The following is an 18,305-nucleotide window of genomic DNA, read 5'->3' as shown; positions in this document are numbered from 1 at the left end:
TCATTCGGCGGGTTCGAATAGCTGTGGAAGCGCTTGATTTGCTCGATACGCACGAATCATTCGATTCGCGCGGCGGTTCGTTTCGATCGCCGCGCGTTGCGCATTCGCCCGGCGCGTCAATGGATGAACCCGCCTCGCACGTCGCGCACGGGCTGCGCATCGATGCGCAGCAGGAGCGCGGTCAGCGCGTCGCCGCCGCGCGTGGGCGGCGGCGACGGCTGGCCTGGCGAACGCGCCGGCGCGCACAGCAGATCCGCGTCGCGCCAGCCGCGCTCGCCGGGCCGCGCCGCCGCGCGCAGCCAGCCGTCGCGGTCGGCGAGCAGTTGCGCGCCGGCGAACGCTCGTGGCGCGATGCCCGCGAGCGCGGCGAACGTGTCCCATGCGCCGGGCGTCGCCGCGACGCAAGCCGCGCGACCGACTGCGTTCGCCGCCGCGGGCGAACCGCCGTCGCGCGTGACGAGCAGCGTCTGCCAGCGCGCGTCTTCGACGGGCGGCGCGCCCCGCTCGCCGAGCGCGACGACACGCACGCGCTGTCCGCTGCGCCATTGCGCGAGCGGCTGCGGCGAGCCGCCCGCGCAGCGCACGTCGAGCGCGGGCAGCCGCACCGGCAGCGGCCAGCCGTCGCCACTCTGCGCGCCGCCGCGCGCGGCGAGCACGTTCAGGTAGTCGAGCACGGCCCAGACGTCGTCGTCCGACAGCCGGCCCGCGAAACCCGGCATCGTCGGCGCGCCGCGCGCGTCGCGCATGCCGGCGACCACGCGCCAGAACAGCTCGCCGTCGACGCGGCGGCCGAGCAGCGGGCCGACGACGGTCGGCGGCCAGCGTTCGAGCGTGTGCGCGAGCGGACCGTCGCCGCGGCCGTCCTCGCCGTGGCACGCGGCGCAGTGCGCGGCATAGAGCCGTGCGCCGCGCACGGCCGACGCGACCGAGAACGGCTCGGGGCGCGTGTGGAAGCTGGTCGGCACGGCGTCGGCGAGCCATAGCGACGGCGCGGGCCACGGCGCGCACGCGGCCGACAGCGCGGCGATCACGAGCAGAGGCGCGCGCCGCCGGCGTCGAGCGAGCGCGACGATCGCGATCAGCGGCGCCGCGGCGGTCATCGCGAGCGCCGCGGCGAGCGCACGCGCGACGCCGAGATCGAGCCGCAGCGTCTCGGCGGCGACGCGCCGCGCCCACGGCCAAGCGGGCTGGCCGTGCGTGTCCGCCGCGATGCCGAGCGCATGCGCCGCGTGCAGCAGCGCGAGTTCGGCCGCGCGCAGCGCACTCAGCAGCGCGTTCAGCCACGATTCGGCGGGCAGCGCGTTCATCGCTTCGTCGGAGAACGGAATGCGCGATGCCGCGCGCGCGTCGCACCCTGCGCGCGGACCCGGCGCGGCGGCCGAATTGCGGGTTTCGTTGCCGTCGGCTTCGCTGTCGTCGGTCCTGCTGCAATCGTCACCATCGCCGTCACGCCGTCACCGCCGCCTACCAATCCGCATCGAGCCCGAGGTGCCATAGCGCCTCGCGCCGCAGCTCGGCGAGATGCGGATCGCCGCGATGTCGCGGATAAGGCAGCGCGACGCGCAGCTCCGCGACGATGCGCGCAGGCCGCGGCCCGAACACGATCACGCGTTGCGCGAGAAAGAGCGCCTCCTCGACGTCGTGCGTGACGAGCAGCGCGGAGAACCGCGCGCGCCGCCACAGCGCGGCGAGCTCGGCCTGCATCGCGAGCCGCGTCAGCGAGTCGAGCTTGCCGAGCGGCTCGTCGAGCACGAGCAGTTGCGGATCGTTGACGAGCGCCCGTGCGAGCGCGACGCGCTGCGCCATTCCGCCCGACAACTGATGCGGAAACGCGTCGGCGAATTCGCTCAGGCCGACGCGTGCGAGCGCGTCGTCGACGCGGCCGCGCTCGCGGGCGAGCACGCCGCGCGCCTGCAGCCCGAGCGCGACGTTTGCGCGCACGCGCCGCCACGGATACAGCGTCGGGTCCTGGAACACGACGATCCGCGACGGATCGGGCCGCCTGATCGGCGCGCCGTTCTGCAGGAGCGCGCCTTGCGTCGCCGCGTCGAGGCCCGCGACGAGCCGCAGCAGCGTCGATTTTCCGCAGCCGCTCGGGCCCAGCAGCGCGACGAACTCGCCGGGCGCGACCGACAGCGTGACGTCGTCGAGCACCTGCAGCGGCCCGCCCGGCGTGTCGAACCAGTGGCTCACGCGCCGCACGTCGATGCGCGCGCCGCCGGGCGCGTCGGCGGCCGCCGTTTCCGCCGCCGCGTTCGCGGAGATCTCGCCGCCGGTGCCGGCCGTCCGCGCGGCCATCGCTTCGTTCACCATTTGACGGTTCCTTTCTGCCACGCGAGCGCCCGGTCGCGCACCGCGAACAGCAGCGTGATGAGTCCGGAGAACAGCAGGGCCATCACGATGAGCGCCGCGTACATGTTGACGTACGACGCCCAGCCCTGCGCCCAGCTCAGATACCAGCCGAGGCCCGATTTGACGCCCATCATCTCGGCCGTGACGAGCACCGTGAACGACGCGCTCAGGCCCATGAAGAGGCCGACGAACACCTGCGGCAGCGCGGCCGGAATCGCGACGCGCAGCACGAGAAAGCGCGCGTTCGCGCCGAGCGTGCGCGCGACGTCGTAATACGCTTTGTTCACGCCCGCGACGCCGGACCACGTGAGCACCGCGACCGGAAAGCCTGTCGCGAGCGCGATCAGGAACGCGGCGGCCGAATAGCTCGACGGGAAGAAGTAGAACGTGAGCGGCAGCAGCGCGGTGGCGGGCACGGGGCCCAGCACGCGCAGCACCGGATGCACCCAGTAGCCGATGCGCCGCGACCAGCCGATCGAGGCGCCGACCAGAAAGCCCGTGAGCGCGCCGTACGCGTTGCCGATGCCGAGCAGCTTCAGCGTGTTGCCGGCGCTGCCGGCGAGGCGCGGCCAGTCGTCGACATACACCTCGATCAGCGCTTGCGGCGGCGCGAAGAACGGCGTCGGCAGCAGCGCGGTTTTGGCGGTCAGGATCTCCCACGCGGCGAGACCGAGCGGCAGCGCGACGAGCCACGGTCCCGCGCGCCGCAGCGTCGCGAGCCGGGCGGCGGCGCGCGAGCCGGGCGCGGCGCGCGCGAATGCGCTCAGCGCCGCGACCGCGGCCAGCGCGGCGGCGAGCGCCCATGCGGCGACGCCGGTCTCGTCGGTGTACGCCCAGTCGGCGAAGCCGACGATCCGGTTCGGCCACAGCCGCGCGATCGCGCCGAACGCGAGCCACGCGACGGCCGCGACGAAGCCGGTGCGCCACGGCGCGGCTGTGCCCGCGCGCGGCGTGATGGTGTCGCTCGCCGCCGCGCACGCGCCGCAGGCGGAGATGGGTGCGCGAGCGCCGTCGATGGCGGCCGGCGGCGTCGCGGACGATGCGTGTCGGAGCGTTGCCATCGGCTTCACCCCAGCACGTTCGCATAGACCTGCTGCGCGAAGCGCTGCGGGTCCGTCGATTTCCTGATCACGCCGATCCGGCGGAAGTCGTCCGCGTAGAACGCGATCTCGCTTTGCAGATCGACGTTCGTCGGATGATGCGTGTACGTGAGCGTCGCGTACAGCTTGCGCAGGTCTTCCGGATCTATCTTCGGCGAATACTTCGCGAACACCTTCGCCGATTCGTTCGGATTCTCGTGTGTGTAGTCGGTCGCCTGCACGATCGCGCGCGCGAGCGCGGCGGCGGCCGGCCGGTCGTTGCGCACGAGCGCGCCGCGCGCGCCGATCACGCAGCACACCTTGCGCGCATATTCGCCGGTCAGGTTCGTCGCGAGTTCCGCGTACTTGCCGCCGCTGCGCTTTTCGAGCAGATAGAGGTTCGGGTCGCCGTCGGCGATCGCGTGGATCTCGCCCTTGTCGACCGCGACACCGAGCAGGTCGGCCGGATACTGCCGCCACGTGACGTCGCGCTCCGGATCGATGCCGTGCTTCGCGAGCAGGATCGAGAAGAAGTGCTTGCCGGGCGCGGCGAGGTCGCTCACGCCGACTGTCCTGCCCTTGAGCGCCGCGAGCGACGTGACGCCCGCCGCCTTCGCGCCGACGAGCCGCACGCAGCCGCCGTGCGAGCTGCCGATGATCTTCACGTCGAAGCCCGCTTCGAGCGGCTTCAACCACCTGTGGATCATGCCGACCGCGGCGTCGGCCTTGCCGGTCGCGATCGATTCGAGCAACTGGTCGGTCGAGCCGCTGTAGTTGATCAGCTCGACCGACAGGCCGTTCTTCTCGAAGAAGCCGAGTTCCTTCGCGACGACGATCGGCGTGAGGCAGAACGCGTTCTGGTTCCACGCGAACGTGAGCTTCCTGAGCGGCGGCGCGGACCAGACCTTGCGGCCGAGCGTCAGCGCCGGCGCGGCGAGCGCGGCCGCGCCCGCCGCGCGCAGCAGCGTGCGGCGGCTCGATGCGGGCGGCGCGGGCGCATCGGCGGGCGTGCCGCCAGCGGGCGCGGCGTCGGGCGAGAGGGCGTCGGGGGCGTCGGGGGCGCGTGTCATGACGAAGATCTCCAGATGGGGCGAATGAGGTGAGCGGCGGCCGTGCGTCGAGCGCGCTCAGTCGAGCAGGTCGGGCTCGTCGGCGACGAGCGCCGCGTACAGGCTCTCGAACGCGTGCAGCGCGCCTTCCGGGCCGCCGATCTGGCCGTGCGTATGGCGCGCGGTGGCCGCGTCGATCGGGCGCGGCGCGCCCGCGGCCTCGGCGAGCAACTGCGTGTGCGCGGCGTTATCGAGCGCGATATACCACCACGCGGCCGCCTCGACGCTCGGCCCGGCGGTGAGGATGCCGTGGTTGCGCAGGATCACGCCTTTCACGGTGCCGCCGCCGTCCGGCTTCGCGAGCGCGCGGGCGATCCGCTCGCCTTCGCTCGTGTCGACGACCATGCCGGTGAAGTCGTCGAACAGCGCGTGATCCTCGAAGAACACGCAGGCGTCCTGCGTCAGCGGATCGAGCGGGCGGCCGAGCGTCGACCATGCCTTGCCGTGCGTCGAATGCGTGTGCGCGGCCGCGACGACGTGCGGATGCGCGTCGTGGATCGCCGCGTGGATCGCGAACGCGGCCTGGTTGAGCGGCTGCTCGCCGATCACGGTTTCGCCGCGGCCATTGACGAGCAGCAGGTCCGACACCTTGATCCGCGAGAAATGCACGCCGAGCGGGTTGACCCAGAAGTGGTCGGTCAGCTCGGGGTCGCGCGCGGTGATATGGCCGGCGAGGCCGAGATCGAAGCCATGCCGCGCGAACAGCCGGAATGCGCCGGCGAGCCGCTCGCGCCGATGCCGGCGCTGCGCGTCGGCGCCGATGCGCGGCGCGGGCGGATCGAACCAGAATTTCCGCTGCGGATGCGGATTGAGCGTGAGACCGGACGCGGGGCGAGTTTCGGCGGACAGGATGGCGGACATGGCGGTGGGGGCTCGGGGAACTGGTTGGCTGACCGGCTGATCGACGACGTGCCCGATCGCCGGCGGCGCGCGGGACGAACCTCGGCGGCGCTCAAGCAACCTTGCGGGCCGCGTCGCGCGCGGCGACGAGCGCGCGCACGCGCGGGATCAGCTCGCGGCCGTAATCGATCGCGTCGTCGAGCGGATCGAAGCCGCGGATCAGGAACGTCGTGACGCCGAGGTCGTAGTAATCGGCGAGCGCGTCGGCGACCTGCTCGGGCGTGCCGACGAGCGCAGTCGAATTCGAGCGCGCGCCCGTGAGCGTCGCGATCTCGGTCCACAGCCGCTTGTCGACGCGCGCGCCGTGAGCGGCCGCGGCGAGCAGCCGCCGCGCGCCTTCGCTCTGCTGCGGGCTGCCGGCGCCGAGCCCGGCCGCGTCGCGCAGCCGCCGCGTCTCGCCGAGAATCCGGTGCGCGCGCGCCCACGCCGCATCCTCGGTCGCGGCGAGGATCGGGCGGAACGACACCGAGAAGCGCACCTGCCGGCCGTGCGCGGCCGCCGCGGCGCGCACGCGCGCCGTCAGCTCGCGCACCTGGTCGAGTGATTCGCCCCACAGCGCGTAGACGTCCGCGTGCTTGCCGGCCACCGCGAGCGCCGTCTCCGACGCGCCGCCGAAATACACGGGCACGTGCGGCTTCTGCGCGGGCTTCACTTCCGAATGGGCCTGCCTGAAGCGGTAGTGAACGCCTTCGTGATCGAACGGGCGATCCTCGGTCCAGATCCGGCGCAGGATGCCCAGATACTCATCGGTGCGCGCGTAGCGCGCGTCGTGGTCGAGAAAATCGCCGTCGCGCTGCTGCTCGTCGTCGGAGCCGCCGGAGATGAAGTGGACCGCGAGGCGGCCGCCGCTGAACTGGTCGAGCGTCGCGATCTGGCGCGCGGCGAGCGTGGGCGCGGTGAAGCCCGGGCGGTGGGCGAGCATGAAGTGAATGCGCTCGGTGACGGCCGCCGCGTACGAGATCGTCAGCGTCGCCGATGGTCCCGTCGAATGATGCGGCACGAGGATGCGATCGAAGCCGGCGCGCTCGTGCGCCTGCGTGAACGTGCGGACGTAGTCGCGGTCGACCGCGTTGCCGGTCGGCGGATGGATCTCCGACTGCTTCTGACTCTGGATCATGCCGATGATCTCGACGCTCATCTGGGTCTCCGATGCGGGTTGCCCGGCCGCGGCCGGGCGGTTCGATGCCGGCCCGGCGCGCGCCGGAAAAAGCGTGCGCGCGGCGGGACTCCGGAGCGCAGATTACCGCCGGGATCATGCAACAGATAAATAATAAATCCCGGAAACCATATCGTATTTGCATGGTTTGCCGGGCCGGACGGCGCGCTTACGCTGTGGGCAATCCGGTTCGTTTGCGCTGCTTCGCGCATCGGTCGGGCGGTTTTTTTCTGACTTTTCTGACTGTTCTGACGATCGATCGGCTCGCTCGCGATCGGATTCGATGACGGAATGTCCGCAGATGGCTTCTCTTTTTGCTGAATCGTCTTCCGTGCACGCGGACGGCGCGCACGATGAGCGCGCGTCGGTTGAATCCGCGACCGCCGCGAACGACGACGCCCGGCTCGACGCGGGTCTTGCCGCGAGCCTGGCCGAACTCGTTCCGCGCATCGCCGAGCGCGCGGCGCGGCACGACGCGGACGGCAGCTTTCCGCACGCGCATTTCGAATGGCTGCACGCGCATGGCCTGATCGCGCAGGCCGTGCCGCGCGAGCACGGCGGGGGCGGCGCGACGCTCGCCCGCGCGCGCCGGATCGTCGGCGCGATCGCGCGCGCGGACGCGGCGACCGCGCTCGTGCTGACGATGACCTACCTGCAGCATCACGCGCTCGGCCGTGCTGACAGCCGCTGGCCGGCGTCCGCGCGGCGCGCGGTATTCGCGAGCGCGGTTGCCGACGGCGCGCTGATCAACGCGCTGCGCGTCGAGCCCGAGCTCGGCTCGCCCGCGCGCGGCGGGCTGCCCGCGACCGTCGCGCGCCGCGACGGCGACGGCTGGCGCGTGAGTGGCCACAAGCTGTACAGCACCGGCATTCCGGCGCTGCGTTGGCTCGCGGTGTGGGCGCGGACGGACGAAGCGCCGCCGCGCGTCGGCGTGTTTCTCGTGCCGCGCGACGCGGCGCGCGCGCATGCGGGCGGCGATGGCATCCGCGTGATAGAAAGCTGGAATCACCTCGGGCTGCGCGCATCGGGCAGCCACGAAGTCGTGTTCGACGGCGTGCGGATTCCGCTCGATCACGCAGTCGATCTGCGTGCGCCGGACGAATGGGCGCGGGCGAGCGCGAGCCAGGCCGACGTCGATGCGCACGCCGACCAGCAAGCATGGATGATCGTGCTGCTTGGCAGCCTGTACGACGCGGTTGCGCAAGCGGCGCGCGACTGGGTCGTCGGGTTCGCGAGCGAGCGCGCGCCGGCGGGCCTCGGCGCGCCGCTCGCGACGCTGCCGCGCGTGCAGGAAATCGTCGGCGAGATCGACGCGCTGCTGCAGACGAACCGCGTGCTGCTCGACGACGCGTCCGCGCGCGCGGACGCCGGCGCGCCGCTTCGCGTCGACGCGAGCGGGCTCGTGAAGTTCACGGTGACGAACCACGCGATTCGCGTGACGGAGCTCGCGTTGCAGCTATCGGGCAACCACGGGCTGAGCCGTCACAACCCGCTCGAGCGGCATCATCGCGACGTGCTGTGCAGCCGGATTCACACGCCGCAGAACGATTCGATACTCGTCGCGGCGGGGCGCGCCGCGTTCGCCGCGCATCGCGATCTCGATGCGCGGTGATGCGCTTCGCGAAGCGCAACGCGAAGCGAATGGCGCGCGGCGCGATGAACCGCGCGGGGAGCGAAGCGCCGCGCCGCATCGCGCGGCGTGCGCGCAAAACCGCAAAACGGACGCTGCCGCGACGTTCCGCCCAGGGCCGTCTCGGACCGTCTCAGGCCCGCTCGCGCGGCCGTTTCGCGCTGCCGCCGACTCGCTCGCGCGGCGCTCGCGCGGCGCGTGCCGCATTCGGCTCGCGCGCATCCCCGAGCGTGCGAAACCGCGCCCGCGCGAGCTGCCCGATCGCGCCGGCGGGCTCGGCGAGCCGCGCGGCGTCCACGCGCCGCAGCGCCCACAGATCGATCCGCGGCTTGAAGTCGGCGAGCGGCACGATGTCGAGCGCCTCGCGCAACGGGCTGATCTCGACGAGCGGCAGCGGCGCGAGCCCGAGCCCGAGGCCGTTCGCGACGCTTTGCAATTGCAGCTCGCGCGCATACGTGTCGAGCGTGACGCGCAGCGGCAGCCGCTGCGCGTCGAGCGCGCGCTTCAGGCCCGCGCGAAATCCGCAGCCGTCCGGGTTCAGCACCCAGCCGGCTTCGTGGCAGTCGGCGAGCCGGTAGCTGCGGCGCGGGAAGTCGCCCTTGCGCGCGACAACGACGAGCCGCGTGCCGACGAGTCGCTCGCCCGCGACTTGCGGCGGCAGCGCGATCTCGCGCGCGAGGAACACGAGCGCCGCGTCGAGCTCGTCACGGCCGAGCTGATCGAGCAGCGCGCCGCCCCAGCCGGTCGCGACCCGCGGCGCGAGCGCGGGCCAGCGCTCGCCGAGCATCGCGAGCAGATCGAGCAGCAGCAGCTCGCCGATCCCGTGCGTGAGCCCGAGCCGGAACGCGCCCGCGGGCGGCAGCGGCTCGGCGGCGAGCTCGCGCAGCGCGCGCATCTCGCGCAGCACCGCACGGCATTGGTCGTGCACGCGCCAGCCCATCTCGGTCGGGCGGGGCGGCTTCGTGTTGCGGTCGAGCAGCTCGACGCCGAGCGCTTCCTCGAGGTTCTGCACGCGGCGCGTGATCGCCGGCTGCGTGATGCCGAGCTCGGCCGCGGCCAGGCTCAGCGACTGGCAGCGGACCACGGCGGCATAGGCGTCGATGTCGCTGATTTTCATGTTTGTCTTGCATGGAGTTCGAGGTGCATCATGTCGATCAATCATATTCGAAGAGACTGCCGATGAGCGCGCGTTCTTTGCATAACGAATCCTCCCCGGCTGCGTTGCGCGCGAGCGTGCCGCTGCGCGCGTTCGTGGCCGCGTTCGAGCGGCTCGTCGACACGCGCCCGGACGAGCCGCGCATCCTGCGCGACGGCGCGGCGCTGCTCGCCGATCTCGTCGCGCGTGACGACTGGCTGCCGCTCGCTTACGCCCGTTCCGATCCCGAGCGCTACCAGCAGTTCCTGCTGCATCTCGATCCGGCCGCGCGCTTTTCGGTCGTGAGCTTCGTGTGGGGGCCGGGGCAGGCGACACCGATCCACGACCACACCGTTTGGGGGCTGATCGGCGTGCTGCGCGGCGCCGAGTATTCGCAGCCTTACGCGCTCGCGCCGGACGGACGGCCGCTGCCCGCGGGCAAGGCGGTGCGGCTCGAGCCGGGGCGCGTCGACGCGGTGTCGCCGTCGATCGGCGACATCCATCGCGTGAGCAACGCGTTCTCCGATCGCGTGTCGATCAGCATCCACGTCTATGGCGCGGACATCGGCGCGGTCGAGCGCTCGGTCTATCGCGACGACGGCACGCGCAAGCCGTTCGTGTCCGGGTATTCGCATGCCGGTTGAGCGCGTGCCGATCGAGCGCGTGCACCGGTCTGCGGCGCTTCGCCGCGCGGCGCGCGCTGCGGCCGGCGCGCGCGATCGCCCGATGTCTTTTCCCTGCCGCGCGTCGATCGCCGACGGCGACGCGACGCCCATCCACTCCCGTTTTTTCCGAAGCCGCCTGATCCGATGACCATCGATTCCGTGACCCCATCTTCGCCGGCCTCGCATCGCGTCGCCGATTCCGCTTTGCCGAACGCGCGCGATTGCGCACCCGCGCGCTTGCCGGCGCTATCCGCCGCCGACGTGCGCGCCGCGCTGCTCGCCGGCGCGGAGATCGCGTTGATCGACGTGCGCGAGGAAGACCCATATGCGCGCGGCCATCCGCTGTGGGCCGCGAATTTTCCGCTGTCGAAGCTCGAACTCGACGCATGGACGCGCATTCCGCGCCGCGACACGACGATCGCGATCTACGGCGAAGCGCTCGGCGAGGATCTCGCGCCGCGCGCGGCAGCGGTGCTCGCGTCGCTCGGCTACACGCGCGTGCATCTGCTCGAAGGCGGGCTCGCCGGCTGGCAGGCGGCGGGCGGCGAGCTCTTCATCGACGTCAACGTGCCGAGCAAGGCGTTCGGCGAGCTCGTCGAGGCGAAGCGGCACACGCCGTCGCTGTCCGCGCAGGAAGTGAAGCAGTTGATCGATGCGCGGGCCGACGTCGTGATCGTCGATGCGCGGCGCTTCGACGAATACCAGACGATGAGCATCCCGGGCGCGACGAGCGTGCCGGGCGCGGAACTCGTGTTGCGGGTGCGCGAGCTCGCGCCCGATCCGGCAACGCGCGTGATCGTGAACTGCGCGGGGCGCACGCGCAGCATCATCGGCGCGCAGTCGCTCGTCAACGCGGGGCTGCCGAATCCGGTCGCCGCGCTGCGCAACGGCACGATCGGCTGGACGCTCGCGGGGCAGACGCTCGATCACGGCGCGTCGCGGCGCTTTCCCGAGCAGGTGGACGCGGCGCGGCGCGAGGCCGCGCGGCAGGCGGCGCGCGACGTTGCGCGGCGCGCGGGCGTCGCGCGCATCGCGTCGAGCGAGCTGCGCGCGCTCGAGGCCGACGATCGCACGCTCTATCGCTTCGACGTGCGCACGCCGGACGAATACGCGGCCGGCCACCTGCCGGGCTTCGCGAGCGCGCCGGGCGGCCAGCTCGTGCAGGAGACCGACCATCATGCGCCGGTGCGCGGCGCGCGGATCGTGCTCGCGGACGACGACGGCGTGCGCGCCGACATGACCGCGTCGTGGCTCGCGCAGATGGGGTGGGACGTGCGCGTCGTCGAGCCGGTCGACGCGCGCGAGCGCGGGGAGCGAGGGGAGCCGGCCGCGAGCGCGCCGCAGCCGCAGGCGAGTGAGACGGTGTCGGTCGATACACTCGCGCAATGGCTGGGCGCGCATGCGGGCGCGCACGCGAGCGCCGGCGCGGCGGCAAACGGGCTTCCCGAAGGACAAGCTGCGCACGGCGATGCGAGCGCGCGGAACACACGGGACGCGCAGGACGCGCATGCACGCGAAGTCCCCGGCGAAGGCGGCGGCGGGCATGCGGATCGCCGTGCCGGCGAGCGAGCGGACGACGCGCCAATCGACGTCGCGGTCATCGACGTCACCGCGAGCACGAACTACGTGAAGCGGCACATTCCCGGCGCATGGTATGCGGTGCGCGCACAGCTTCGCGACGCGCTCACACGCATGCCGCGCGCGCGCCGCTACGTGCTGACGTGCGGATCGGGGCAATTGGCCGCGTTCGCGGCGGCGGATCTGCGCGCGCTGCTGCCGGCGGGCACGCCGGTTCACGTGCTCGAAGGCGGCACGCTCGCGTGGCTTGCCGCGGGCTTGCCGGTCGAGCACGGCGAGACGCGGCTGGCCTCGCCGCGCATCGACCGCTACCGGCGGCCATACGAGGGCACGGGCAACGCGGCCGAAGCGATGCAGGCGTACCTCGACTGGGAATTCGGCCTCGTCGAGCAGCTCGGGCGCGACGGCACGCACCGCTTCGACGTGCTTTGAACGTGCGTCGCGCGCGCGATGAGCGGATGACCTGAGCGAGGCTTGCGATCGTTTCGTGCGACGGGGGCGAGAGGGGCGAGAGGGGCGAGAGGGGCGAGAGGGGCGAGAGGGGCGAGCGAGGGACGCGACCCGATGAAGGGCGCGGCCGATGCGGCGCAACGGGTTCGACACGATGCGGCGCGAGCCGACGCTGGCCGAAAATCGGCCGGCTGCGCTTCGCGAGCACAGCCGAGGCCGGTTTGGCAAGCTCCGACATCGAATTCGGGCCCGATGCATTCGTTTTTCGTTCGAAGTCCGAAGCCGCAAGTCCGGGGGCCCAATTCGAAGGGGGCGAAGGCCGAGGCCCAATGCCGGGCCGGCGCCCGAACCCAAGCGCCGCCGCCACCTGCGCCGACGTCCGCCCCGGCCGCCCGACGCGCCGCTTCTCCCGCTGCGCAACTCGCGCCCCGCACCCAGGTCATTGAACGAACACGTTTTCGCTTCCGCGGGCACGGGGTTCCGGCCGCCCGGAATCGTCACACGAAAGCTGTCTGGAAGCAATCTGGAAGGACTGTGTGAATGTAAATTCGGGTAAATCCCGTGTCGCGGGGAACCGGTTTCAGTCAACCGCTTGCCCGCCCGCGAAACCCTTGTCCTTGCAGCATTAAAACTAACTGGTTAGTGAATTCCCGCGTTGCGCGGAGCCGACGGATCTTTATTCTTCGTTTTGCAACACGACCGGATCGGTGAGAATGGCGGCCGCATGGGCAGACCATGCCGCGTGACACACCACACAAAAATTTCTTGAGGACGGAGAATCAATGAAAAAGCGCACAGCGGTCGCGATGACGGCCGTCGGTTTGGCGGCTGTCGCCACCGCGCACGCACAGAGCAGCGTGACGCTTTACGGCATCGTCGATAACGGCATCGCGTATCAGAGCAGCAGCACGTCGCTCGGCTCGACGACAGGCGGCCGCTCGGCCGTGAAGATGTCGACGGGCGTGTGGGCGGGCAGCCGCTTCGGCCTGAAGGGCAGCGAGGACCTCGGCGGCGGCTCGAAGGCGATCTTCCAGCTCGAATCGGGTTTCAGCACGGCCAACGGCACGTCGCAGTTCGCGGGCGGCATCTTCACGCGTCAGGCGTGGGTCGGCCTGACCAACCCGACGTATGGTACGCTGACGGCCGGCCGTCAATACACCGCGTACTACACGCTGCTGTCGCCGTACAGCCCGACGACCTGGCTCACCGGCTACTTCGGCGCGCATCCGGGCGACATCGATTCGCTCGACACCAGCTATCGCGCGAACAATTCGCTCGTCTACCTGTCGCCGAAGTTCTACGGCTTCACGTTCGGCGGCTCATATGCGTTCGGCGGCCAGCCGGGCAGCGTGAACGCCGGTTCCACGTGGAGCGCGGGCATCCAGTACATGAACGGTCCGCTCGGCATCGCGGCGGCGTTCCAGCGCGTGAACAACTCGACGTCGGGCGGCGGCGACTGGGGCGCGAATTCGACGACGTCGAACGGCGGCGCGCAGACGGCCGTGTCCGCGATCAACAACGGCTACAAGACCGCGCAGGCGCAGCAGCGCGTCGCGGTGACGGCCGGCTACCAGTTCTCGCCCGCGTGGGACGTCTCGGTGTCGTACTCGAACGTGCAGTACATCCCGGGCGTGAACTCGGCGTTCCGCAACACGGCGATCTTCAACACCGCGGGCGCGGTGCTGCACTTCAAGCCGTCGGCTCAGTGGGATTTCGCGGGCGGCTACGCGTACACGCGCGCGACGCAATCGAACGGCATCACGAGCGCCGCGCAGTACCACCAGTTCACGCTGTCGCAGTACTACAGCCTGTCGAAGCGCACGGGCCTCTACGCGGTCGAGGCGTACCAGCGCGCGAACGGCAAGACGCTCGCGGGCGGCAAGATCATCGACGCGACCGCGTCGATCGGCGACGGCTTCAACACGTCGCCGTCGTCGTCGCGCAGCCAGGTGGGCCTCGGCGTCGGTCTGATCCACCGCTTCTAAGCGCACGCGTCGGCGCGACGCTTGCGTCGCGCGGGCAGTCGCACGAGCAGCCGGCCTTCGGGCCGGCTGTTTGCTTTGGGCGTGGCGGCGTGCGCTCGCGTCGCGGCATGCCGCGGCATGCGCTGCTCGCCGCGTTTGCCGCGCGTCCGGGCAAGCGATCGGACGGACGCGCCCGATCGGCGCTGGTCAGAACCGGCAGTTCGCGGTGTCTTCGAGCGTCGCAAACGCGCCGTTCAACGTCAGATTGTGATGCTCGATGATTGCGCGTGCGGATAGCGCCGACGTGTCCATGCAAGTGTGCGCGTCGGCGACCAGCACCGGCCGGAAACCCAGATCGGCGGCCGCGCGGCACGTCGTGTCGACGCAGTACTCCGTTTTCATGCCGGTGACGACCAGTTCGTCGATGCCGGCGTCGGCGAGCCAGGCCGCCAGGCCGGTGCCGAGAAAGCAATTCGGGCGGGTCTTGTCGAATAGCGTGTCGACGTTCGCGCGCACGGCAAGATCGGGCAGCAACCGGGTCAGCGGGCTGCCCGGCGCGATCGGCGAGCCCTGCGGGCCCGTGTGCCGGGCCGCGAAAACGGGGGCATCGGCTTCGCGAGCCTTGCCGATCAGCCGGTTGATGTTATCGAGGACGCGGCTTCCCGCGTGGGGCCGGTCGGGGCCGTTGAACAAGCCGTGCTGCATGTCGACAATCAGAAGGGCGCGGCGTGAGGCGCGTGGCGCGTTCATCGTGTTTCTCCGGTATTGCCCGCGGCGGACGGAGAAACGACAAGGCCCCGTCCTTCGCGGGCGGGGCCTTGGGTGAATACGTTGAGTGAATCGAAGCCGACGTACTGACCTCACGACCCGCCATCGGCGGTCGTGGTCGTCGTAGTCGCGGTGAAAGTGACGTGGGCCATGCGAGCGATCATGCTGGAAGCCGGGCGTCGCGTCAATCGTCGTTCCGGGTCGTGCCGGCGGCCGGGCGCTGTCGCGCATGGGCGAGCAGCAGCATCGATCGCACATGCCGGGCCGGGCGTGACGGCGCGGCTGTCGGCGCGGCGCGTGCCGATGCATACCCGATGCACACCGACGCCGAATCGACGCCGAAGCGACGCGCCGTTTCGGTCAGCGCTCGACGTCGGCGCGGTAGCCGCGCATGCCGACGCGCAGCACGTTGCCGTCCGGCGTGAACAGGCGGGGGATGTCGGGGGCGGCGGGCGACGGCAGCGCGGGTGCGGGGCGCGGTGCGTCGTCCTCGATCGCGCGCGGCTTCGGCGCGATCTTCACGGCCGTGGGCGGATGATGCATCCGCGCCTCGACGACGTGCGGCGCGACGCGCTTGCGCTTCGCGGCAGGGGCGGCCGGTTTGCGGGCAGGCGGGTCGTGGCGCGCGCCGGTGCTCGAGCCGGTGCGCGCTTCGGGCGGATTCCAGATCTCGACGTAGCGTTCGCCCGCCAATGTCGAGGCTGTGAAAGCCAACAACAGCAATCCGCATCCAACCAGTTTCACTATGTCTTCTCCGTGGCCCGTCTCGCGATGCCCGATTCGCCTCGGCCGCCGCGCCGAAGCGCGAGCGGCTCGGCGGGCTGCCCGGCGGCACGCGATTCTCGCATGGAAAACCGGCGGCGCGAGCTGTATGAATATACAGCTTTTCCAGACGATGTCCACTGCCGCGGCGCGCTCCGTCGGATGGTGTCGGTTTTTCGCCGCATCGACGGATTCGCTCGTGCGCATCGCTTGACGCCACGCGGTTTGATCCGTTCGGGATACGGTATACCTTTGTTCGACACGCGCCGGGCGACGCTTGCGCCGGCCCCGGCGCGAACCGCGTGCCCAGCGTGCCCATCGAGGAGGAAGACATGGAACCATCCAGCCAGGCGTTCGCGCCGCCGCTCGTGCGCGACGATCGCGACGGCGTCGCGACGCTGCGCCTGAACCGGCCGTCGCAGTTCAACGCGCTGTCGGAGGCGCTGCTCGACGCGTTGCAGTGCGAGCTCGCGGCGCTCGCCGGCGATCCGCGCGTGCGCTGCGTCGTGCTCGCCGCCGAAGGCCGCGCGTTCTGCGCGGGCCACGATCTGCGCGAGATGCGCGGCACGCCCGATCTCGCGTACTACCGCGACCTGTTCGGCCGATGCAGCCGCGTGATGCAGGCGATCCGCGCGCTGCCCGTGCCCGTCGTCGCGCGTGTGCACGGGATCGCGACGGCGGCGGGCTGCCAGCTCGTCGCGTCCTGCGATCTCGCGATCGCCGCCGACACGGCGCGCTTCGCGGTGTCCGGCATCGACGTCGGGCTGTTCTGCGCGACGCCCGCGGTCGCGCTGTCGCGCAACGTATCCGCGAAGCGCGCGTTCGACATGCTCGTCACCGGGCGCTTCATCGACGCAGCGACGGCCGTCGACTGGGGCCTCGTCAACGAGGCGGTGCCGGCGGACGCGCTCGACGCGGCCGTCGCGCGCACGGTCGCGGCGATCGCGTCGAAGAGCCCGGCCGCGGTGCGCTACGGCAAGGCGATGTTCTACCGGCAGCGGCAGATGCCGCTCGACGATGCATACGCGTATGCGTCCGACGTGATGGCGCGCAACATGATGGAAGCGGACGCGGGCGAGGGCATCGACGCGTTTCTCGACAAGCGGCCGCCGCGCTGGCGGACGTGAGCGGCGGGTGCATGCGCATGCCGCGCGCGGGGCGGCCGCTCACGGGCGTCGCATGCGGCGCAGTGGGATCGTGCGAGCCGATGCGGCGACGCGCAGAAGCGCCGGCCCGTGCTCCGCTCAGCGCCCGTGGCTTCCGGTCCGTGCGGGCTCCGCGTGCGCGGTGGCGGCGGGATACGGATCGACGAGGACCGGCACGCGCCGCGCGAGCGCGCACATCAGCTCGTAGCCGATCGTGCCCGCGGCTTGCGCGACGTCGTCGACGCGCACCTGCTCGCCCCACAGCTCGACCGTCGAGCCGACGCCCGCGTTCGGGCACGGCGTGAGGTCGACGGTCAGCATGTCCATCGACACGCGGCCGACGACTTGCGTGCGCACGCCGTCCACCGCGATCGGCGTGCCGGTGGGCGCGTGGCGCGGATAGCCGTCCGCATAGCCGCACGCGACGACACCGATGCGCATCGCGCGCCCGGCCGCGAAGCGGCGCCCGTAGCCGACCGTCTCGCCCGGCGACAGCGTCTGCACGCCGATGATCCGGCTCGTGACCGTCATCGCGGCCCGCAGCGGCACGTCCGCGACGTGGCGGGTCGCGCCCGTCGGCGACGCGCCGTACAGGATCGTGCCGGGCCGCACCCAGTCCCGGTGCGCGCGCGGATGCCACAGCACGGCGGCCGAGTTCGACAGCGTGCGCTCGCCGGGCAGGCCGTCCGTCGCGGCGTCGAACATGCTCATCTGCCAGTCGATCTCGCCGTCGTCGGCGTTCGCGAAATGCATCATCAGCGCGATGCGGCCGATCGACGGCGCGGCGGCCGCGCGTTCCCACGCGGCGCGGAACGCGTCCGGACGATAGCCGAGCCGGTTCATCCCGGAGTTCATCTTCAACTGGATGTCGATCGGGCGCGCCGTCTTCGACGACGTCAGCAGCTTCAAGGGCTCGTCGCCATGCACGGCGACCGTCAGCCGATAGCGATCCGCGGTCTCGACGTCCGCCGCGTCGAAGATGCCTTCCAGCAGCAGCACGGGCTTCGTCCAGCCGAGCTCGCGCACGCGCACCGCTTCGTCGAGGTCGAGCAGCGCGATGCCGTCCGCGCCGGCGAGCGCCGGATAGATGCGCTCGATGCCGTGACCGTAGGCGTTCGCCTTGACGACTGACCAGACGCGCGAGCTCGGCGCTTTTTGCCGGACGATTGCAAGATTGTGCGCGACGGCGTCGGGGTGAATGCGGGCGACGATGGGGCGGGGCATGAATCTCTCTGCGAAGTCAAGGCGGCGCGCGCACGTGTGCGACGCGTCGCGAGGGTGAAACGGAGGCGCCCGTTCGGTGAATATCCGCCGTGTGAAACGCCATAGCCAGTGTTGGCCGCTATGGTATGTGCTTGGCGATGGTTTTATTTAATGTATTTGTCGTAATTTCAGTAAAAACTGATGAGCGCGGCACGCGGTTGGCGCGGCGTTGCGCGCGCGAACGGTTCGTTGCATGTGAACGAAGACCGGGGAACCTCGCCGCGCGAGACGGTCCATGCAAAAAGGGCGACGCGCATCGTCGACCAGCCGGACGCTTTCGGCAAATGGGAATGGAATCTGCGCGCACGCGAGATCGGATGAATCGCGCGCGTTGCTTTCGATCGCCGTA

16 protein-coding genes are annotated in these 18,305 nt (G+C 71.2%); 6 read left to right on the top strand and 10 right to left on the bottom strand.

Going from position 1 to position 18,305, the window contains the following annotated elements; all coding sequences use genetic code 11:
- Nucleotides 1-116: 116 nt before the first annotated feature.
- The 6 genes from WS92_RS10980 to WS92_RS10955 form a co-directional block, all read right to left on the bottom strand.
- A complete protein-coding gene (locus WS92_RS10980; protein WP_059930268.1) occupies nt 117-1,307 on the bottom strand; it encodes a c-type cytochrome in 1,191 nt (396 codons plus the stop codon).
- A gap of 157 nt (nt 1,308-1,464) precedes the next feature.
- A complete protein-coding gene (locus tag WS92_RS10975) occupies nt 1,465-2,313 on the bottom strand; it encodes an ABC transporter ATP-binding protein (RefSeq protein WP_059930265.1) in 849 nt (282 codons plus the stop codon).
- Nucleotides 2,307-3,413, bottom strand: coding sequence for an ABC transporter permease (locus WS92_RS10970; protein WP_059930346.1), 1,107 nt, complete (start codon nt 3,411-3,413; stop codon nt 2,307-2,309). The genes WS92_RS10975 and WS92_RS10970 overlap by 7 nt, the downstream gene beginning before the upstream one ends.
- Before the next feature lie 5 nt (nt 3,414-3,418).
- Complete coding sequence (locus WS92_RS10965) at nt 3,419-4,501, bottom strand: ABC transporter substrate-binding protein (protein ID WP_231755899.1); 1,083 nt, start codon at nt 4,499-4,501, stop codon at nt 3,419-3,421.
- 57 nt (nt 4,502-4,558) lie between these two features.
- On the bottom strand, nt 4,559-5,401 hold the full coding sequence (locus WS92_RS10960) for a class II aldolase/adducin family protein (protein ID WP_059930264.1): 843 nt from the start codon (nt 5,399-5,401) through the stop codon (nt 4,559-4,561).
- A 91-nt stretch (nt 5,402-5,492) separates the two neighbouring features.
- A complete protein-coding gene (locus WS92_RS10955; RefSeq protein WP_059930262.1) occupies nt 5,493-6,578 on the bottom strand; it encodes an LLM class flavin-dependent oxidoreductase in 1,086 nt (361 codons plus the stop codon).
- A gap of 319 nt (nt 6,579-6,897) precedes the next feature.
- On the opposite strand from WS92_RS10955, the gene WS92_RS10950 reads away from it, so the two are divergent.
- The gene (locus WS92_RS10950; protein ID WP_141668012.1) at nt 6,898-8,208 is read left to right on the top strand and encodes an acyl-CoA dehydrogenase family protein; all 1,311 of its coding nucleotides are present in this window, start codon (nt 6,898-6,900) and stop codon (nt 8,206-8,208) included.
- A 151-nt stretch (nt 8,209-8,359) separates the two neighbouring features.
- Here the strand turns inward: WS92_RS10950 and WS92_RS10945 are convergent, their stop codons facing one another.
- Entirely contained in the window at nt 8,360-9,343 is a 984-nt protein-coding gene (locus tag WS92_RS10945) for a LysR family transcriptional regulator (RefSeq protein ID WP_059930258.1), read from the bottom strand.
- 62 nt (nt 9,344-9,405) lie between these two features.
- On the opposite strand from WS92_RS10945, the gene WS92_RS10940 reads away from it, so the two are divergent.
- The 3 genes from WS92_RS10940 to WS92_RS10925 all read left to right on the top strand — a co-directional run bounded on the left by WS92_RS10940 (nt 9,406) and on the right by WS92_RS10925 (nt 14,039).
- Nucleotides 9,406-10,005, top strand: a complete 600-nt coding sequence (locus WS92_RS10940) for a cysteine dioxygenase family protein (RefSeq protein ID WP_059930342.1) — start codon at nt 9,406-9,408, stop codon at nt 10,003-10,005.
- A gap of 165 nt (nt 10,006-10,170) precedes the next feature.
- Entirely contained in the window at nt 10,171-12,036 is a 1,866-nt protein-coding gene (locus WS92_RS10930; RefSeq protein ID WP_231755898.1) for a rhodanese-related sulfurtransferase, read from the top strand.
- 800 nt (nt 12,037-12,836) lie between these two features.
- A complete protein-coding gene (locus WS92_RS10925; RefSeq protein ID WP_015603285.1) occupies nt 12,837-14,039 on the top strand; it encodes a porin in 1,203 nt (400 codons plus the stop codon).
- Nucleotides 14,040-14,225: 186 nt separating this feature from the next.
- Here WS92_RS10925 and WS92_RS10920 read toward each other — a convergent pair whose 3' ends face one another.
- Nucleotides 14,226-14,768, bottom strand: a complete 543-nt coding sequence (locus tag WS92_RS10920; protein WP_015602932.1) for a cysteine hydrolase family protein — start codon at nt 14,766-14,768, stop codon at nt 14,226-14,228.
- Between the two features lie 378 nt (nt 14,769-15,146).
- Nucleotides 15,147-15,500 carry a hypothetical protein gene (locus WS92_RS10915; protein ID WP_041862062.1) on the bottom strand — a complete coding sequence of 118 codons (354 nt, stop codon included), beginning with the start codon at nt 15,498-15,500 and terminating at the stop codon, nt 15,147-15,149.
- A 380-nt stretch (nt 15,501-15,880) separates the two neighbouring features.
- Between WS92_RS10915 and WS92_RS10910 the strand changes: the two genes are divergently transcribed.
- A complete protein-coding gene (locus WS92_RS10910) occupies nt 15,881-16,675 on the top strand; it encodes an enoyl-CoA hydratase (protein ID WP_059930253.1) in 795 nt (264 codons plus the stop codon).
- A 117-nt stretch (nt 16,676-16,792) separates the two neighbouring features.
- On the opposite strand, the gene alr is transcribed toward WS92_RS10910, so the two are convergent.
- Entirely contained in the window at nt 16,793-17,917 is a 1,125-nt protein-coding gene (alr, locus tag WS92_RS10905; protein WP_059930252.1) for an alanine racemase, read from the bottom strand.
- Nucleotides 17,918-18,097: 180 nt separating this feature from the next.
- On the opposite strand from alr, the gene WS92_RS10900 reads away from it, so the two are divergent.
- A complete protein-coding gene (locus WS92_RS10900) occupies nt 18,098-18,277 on the top strand; it encodes a hypothetical protein (protein ID WP_009914628.1) in 180 nt (59 codons plus the stop codon).
- Nucleotides 18,278-18,305 lie beyond the last annotated feature (28 nt).

It is taken from the genome of Burkholderia sp. MSMB1588 (assembly GCF_001546925.1).
Taxonomy (GTDB): domain Bacteria; phylum Pseudomonadota; class Gammaproteobacteria; order Burkholderiales; family Burkholderiaceae; genus Burkholderia; species Burkholderia humptydooensis.
The sequence above is the reverse complement of the archived record's forward strand: the minus strand, read 5'-3'. Positions and strand labels throughout refer to the sequence as shown.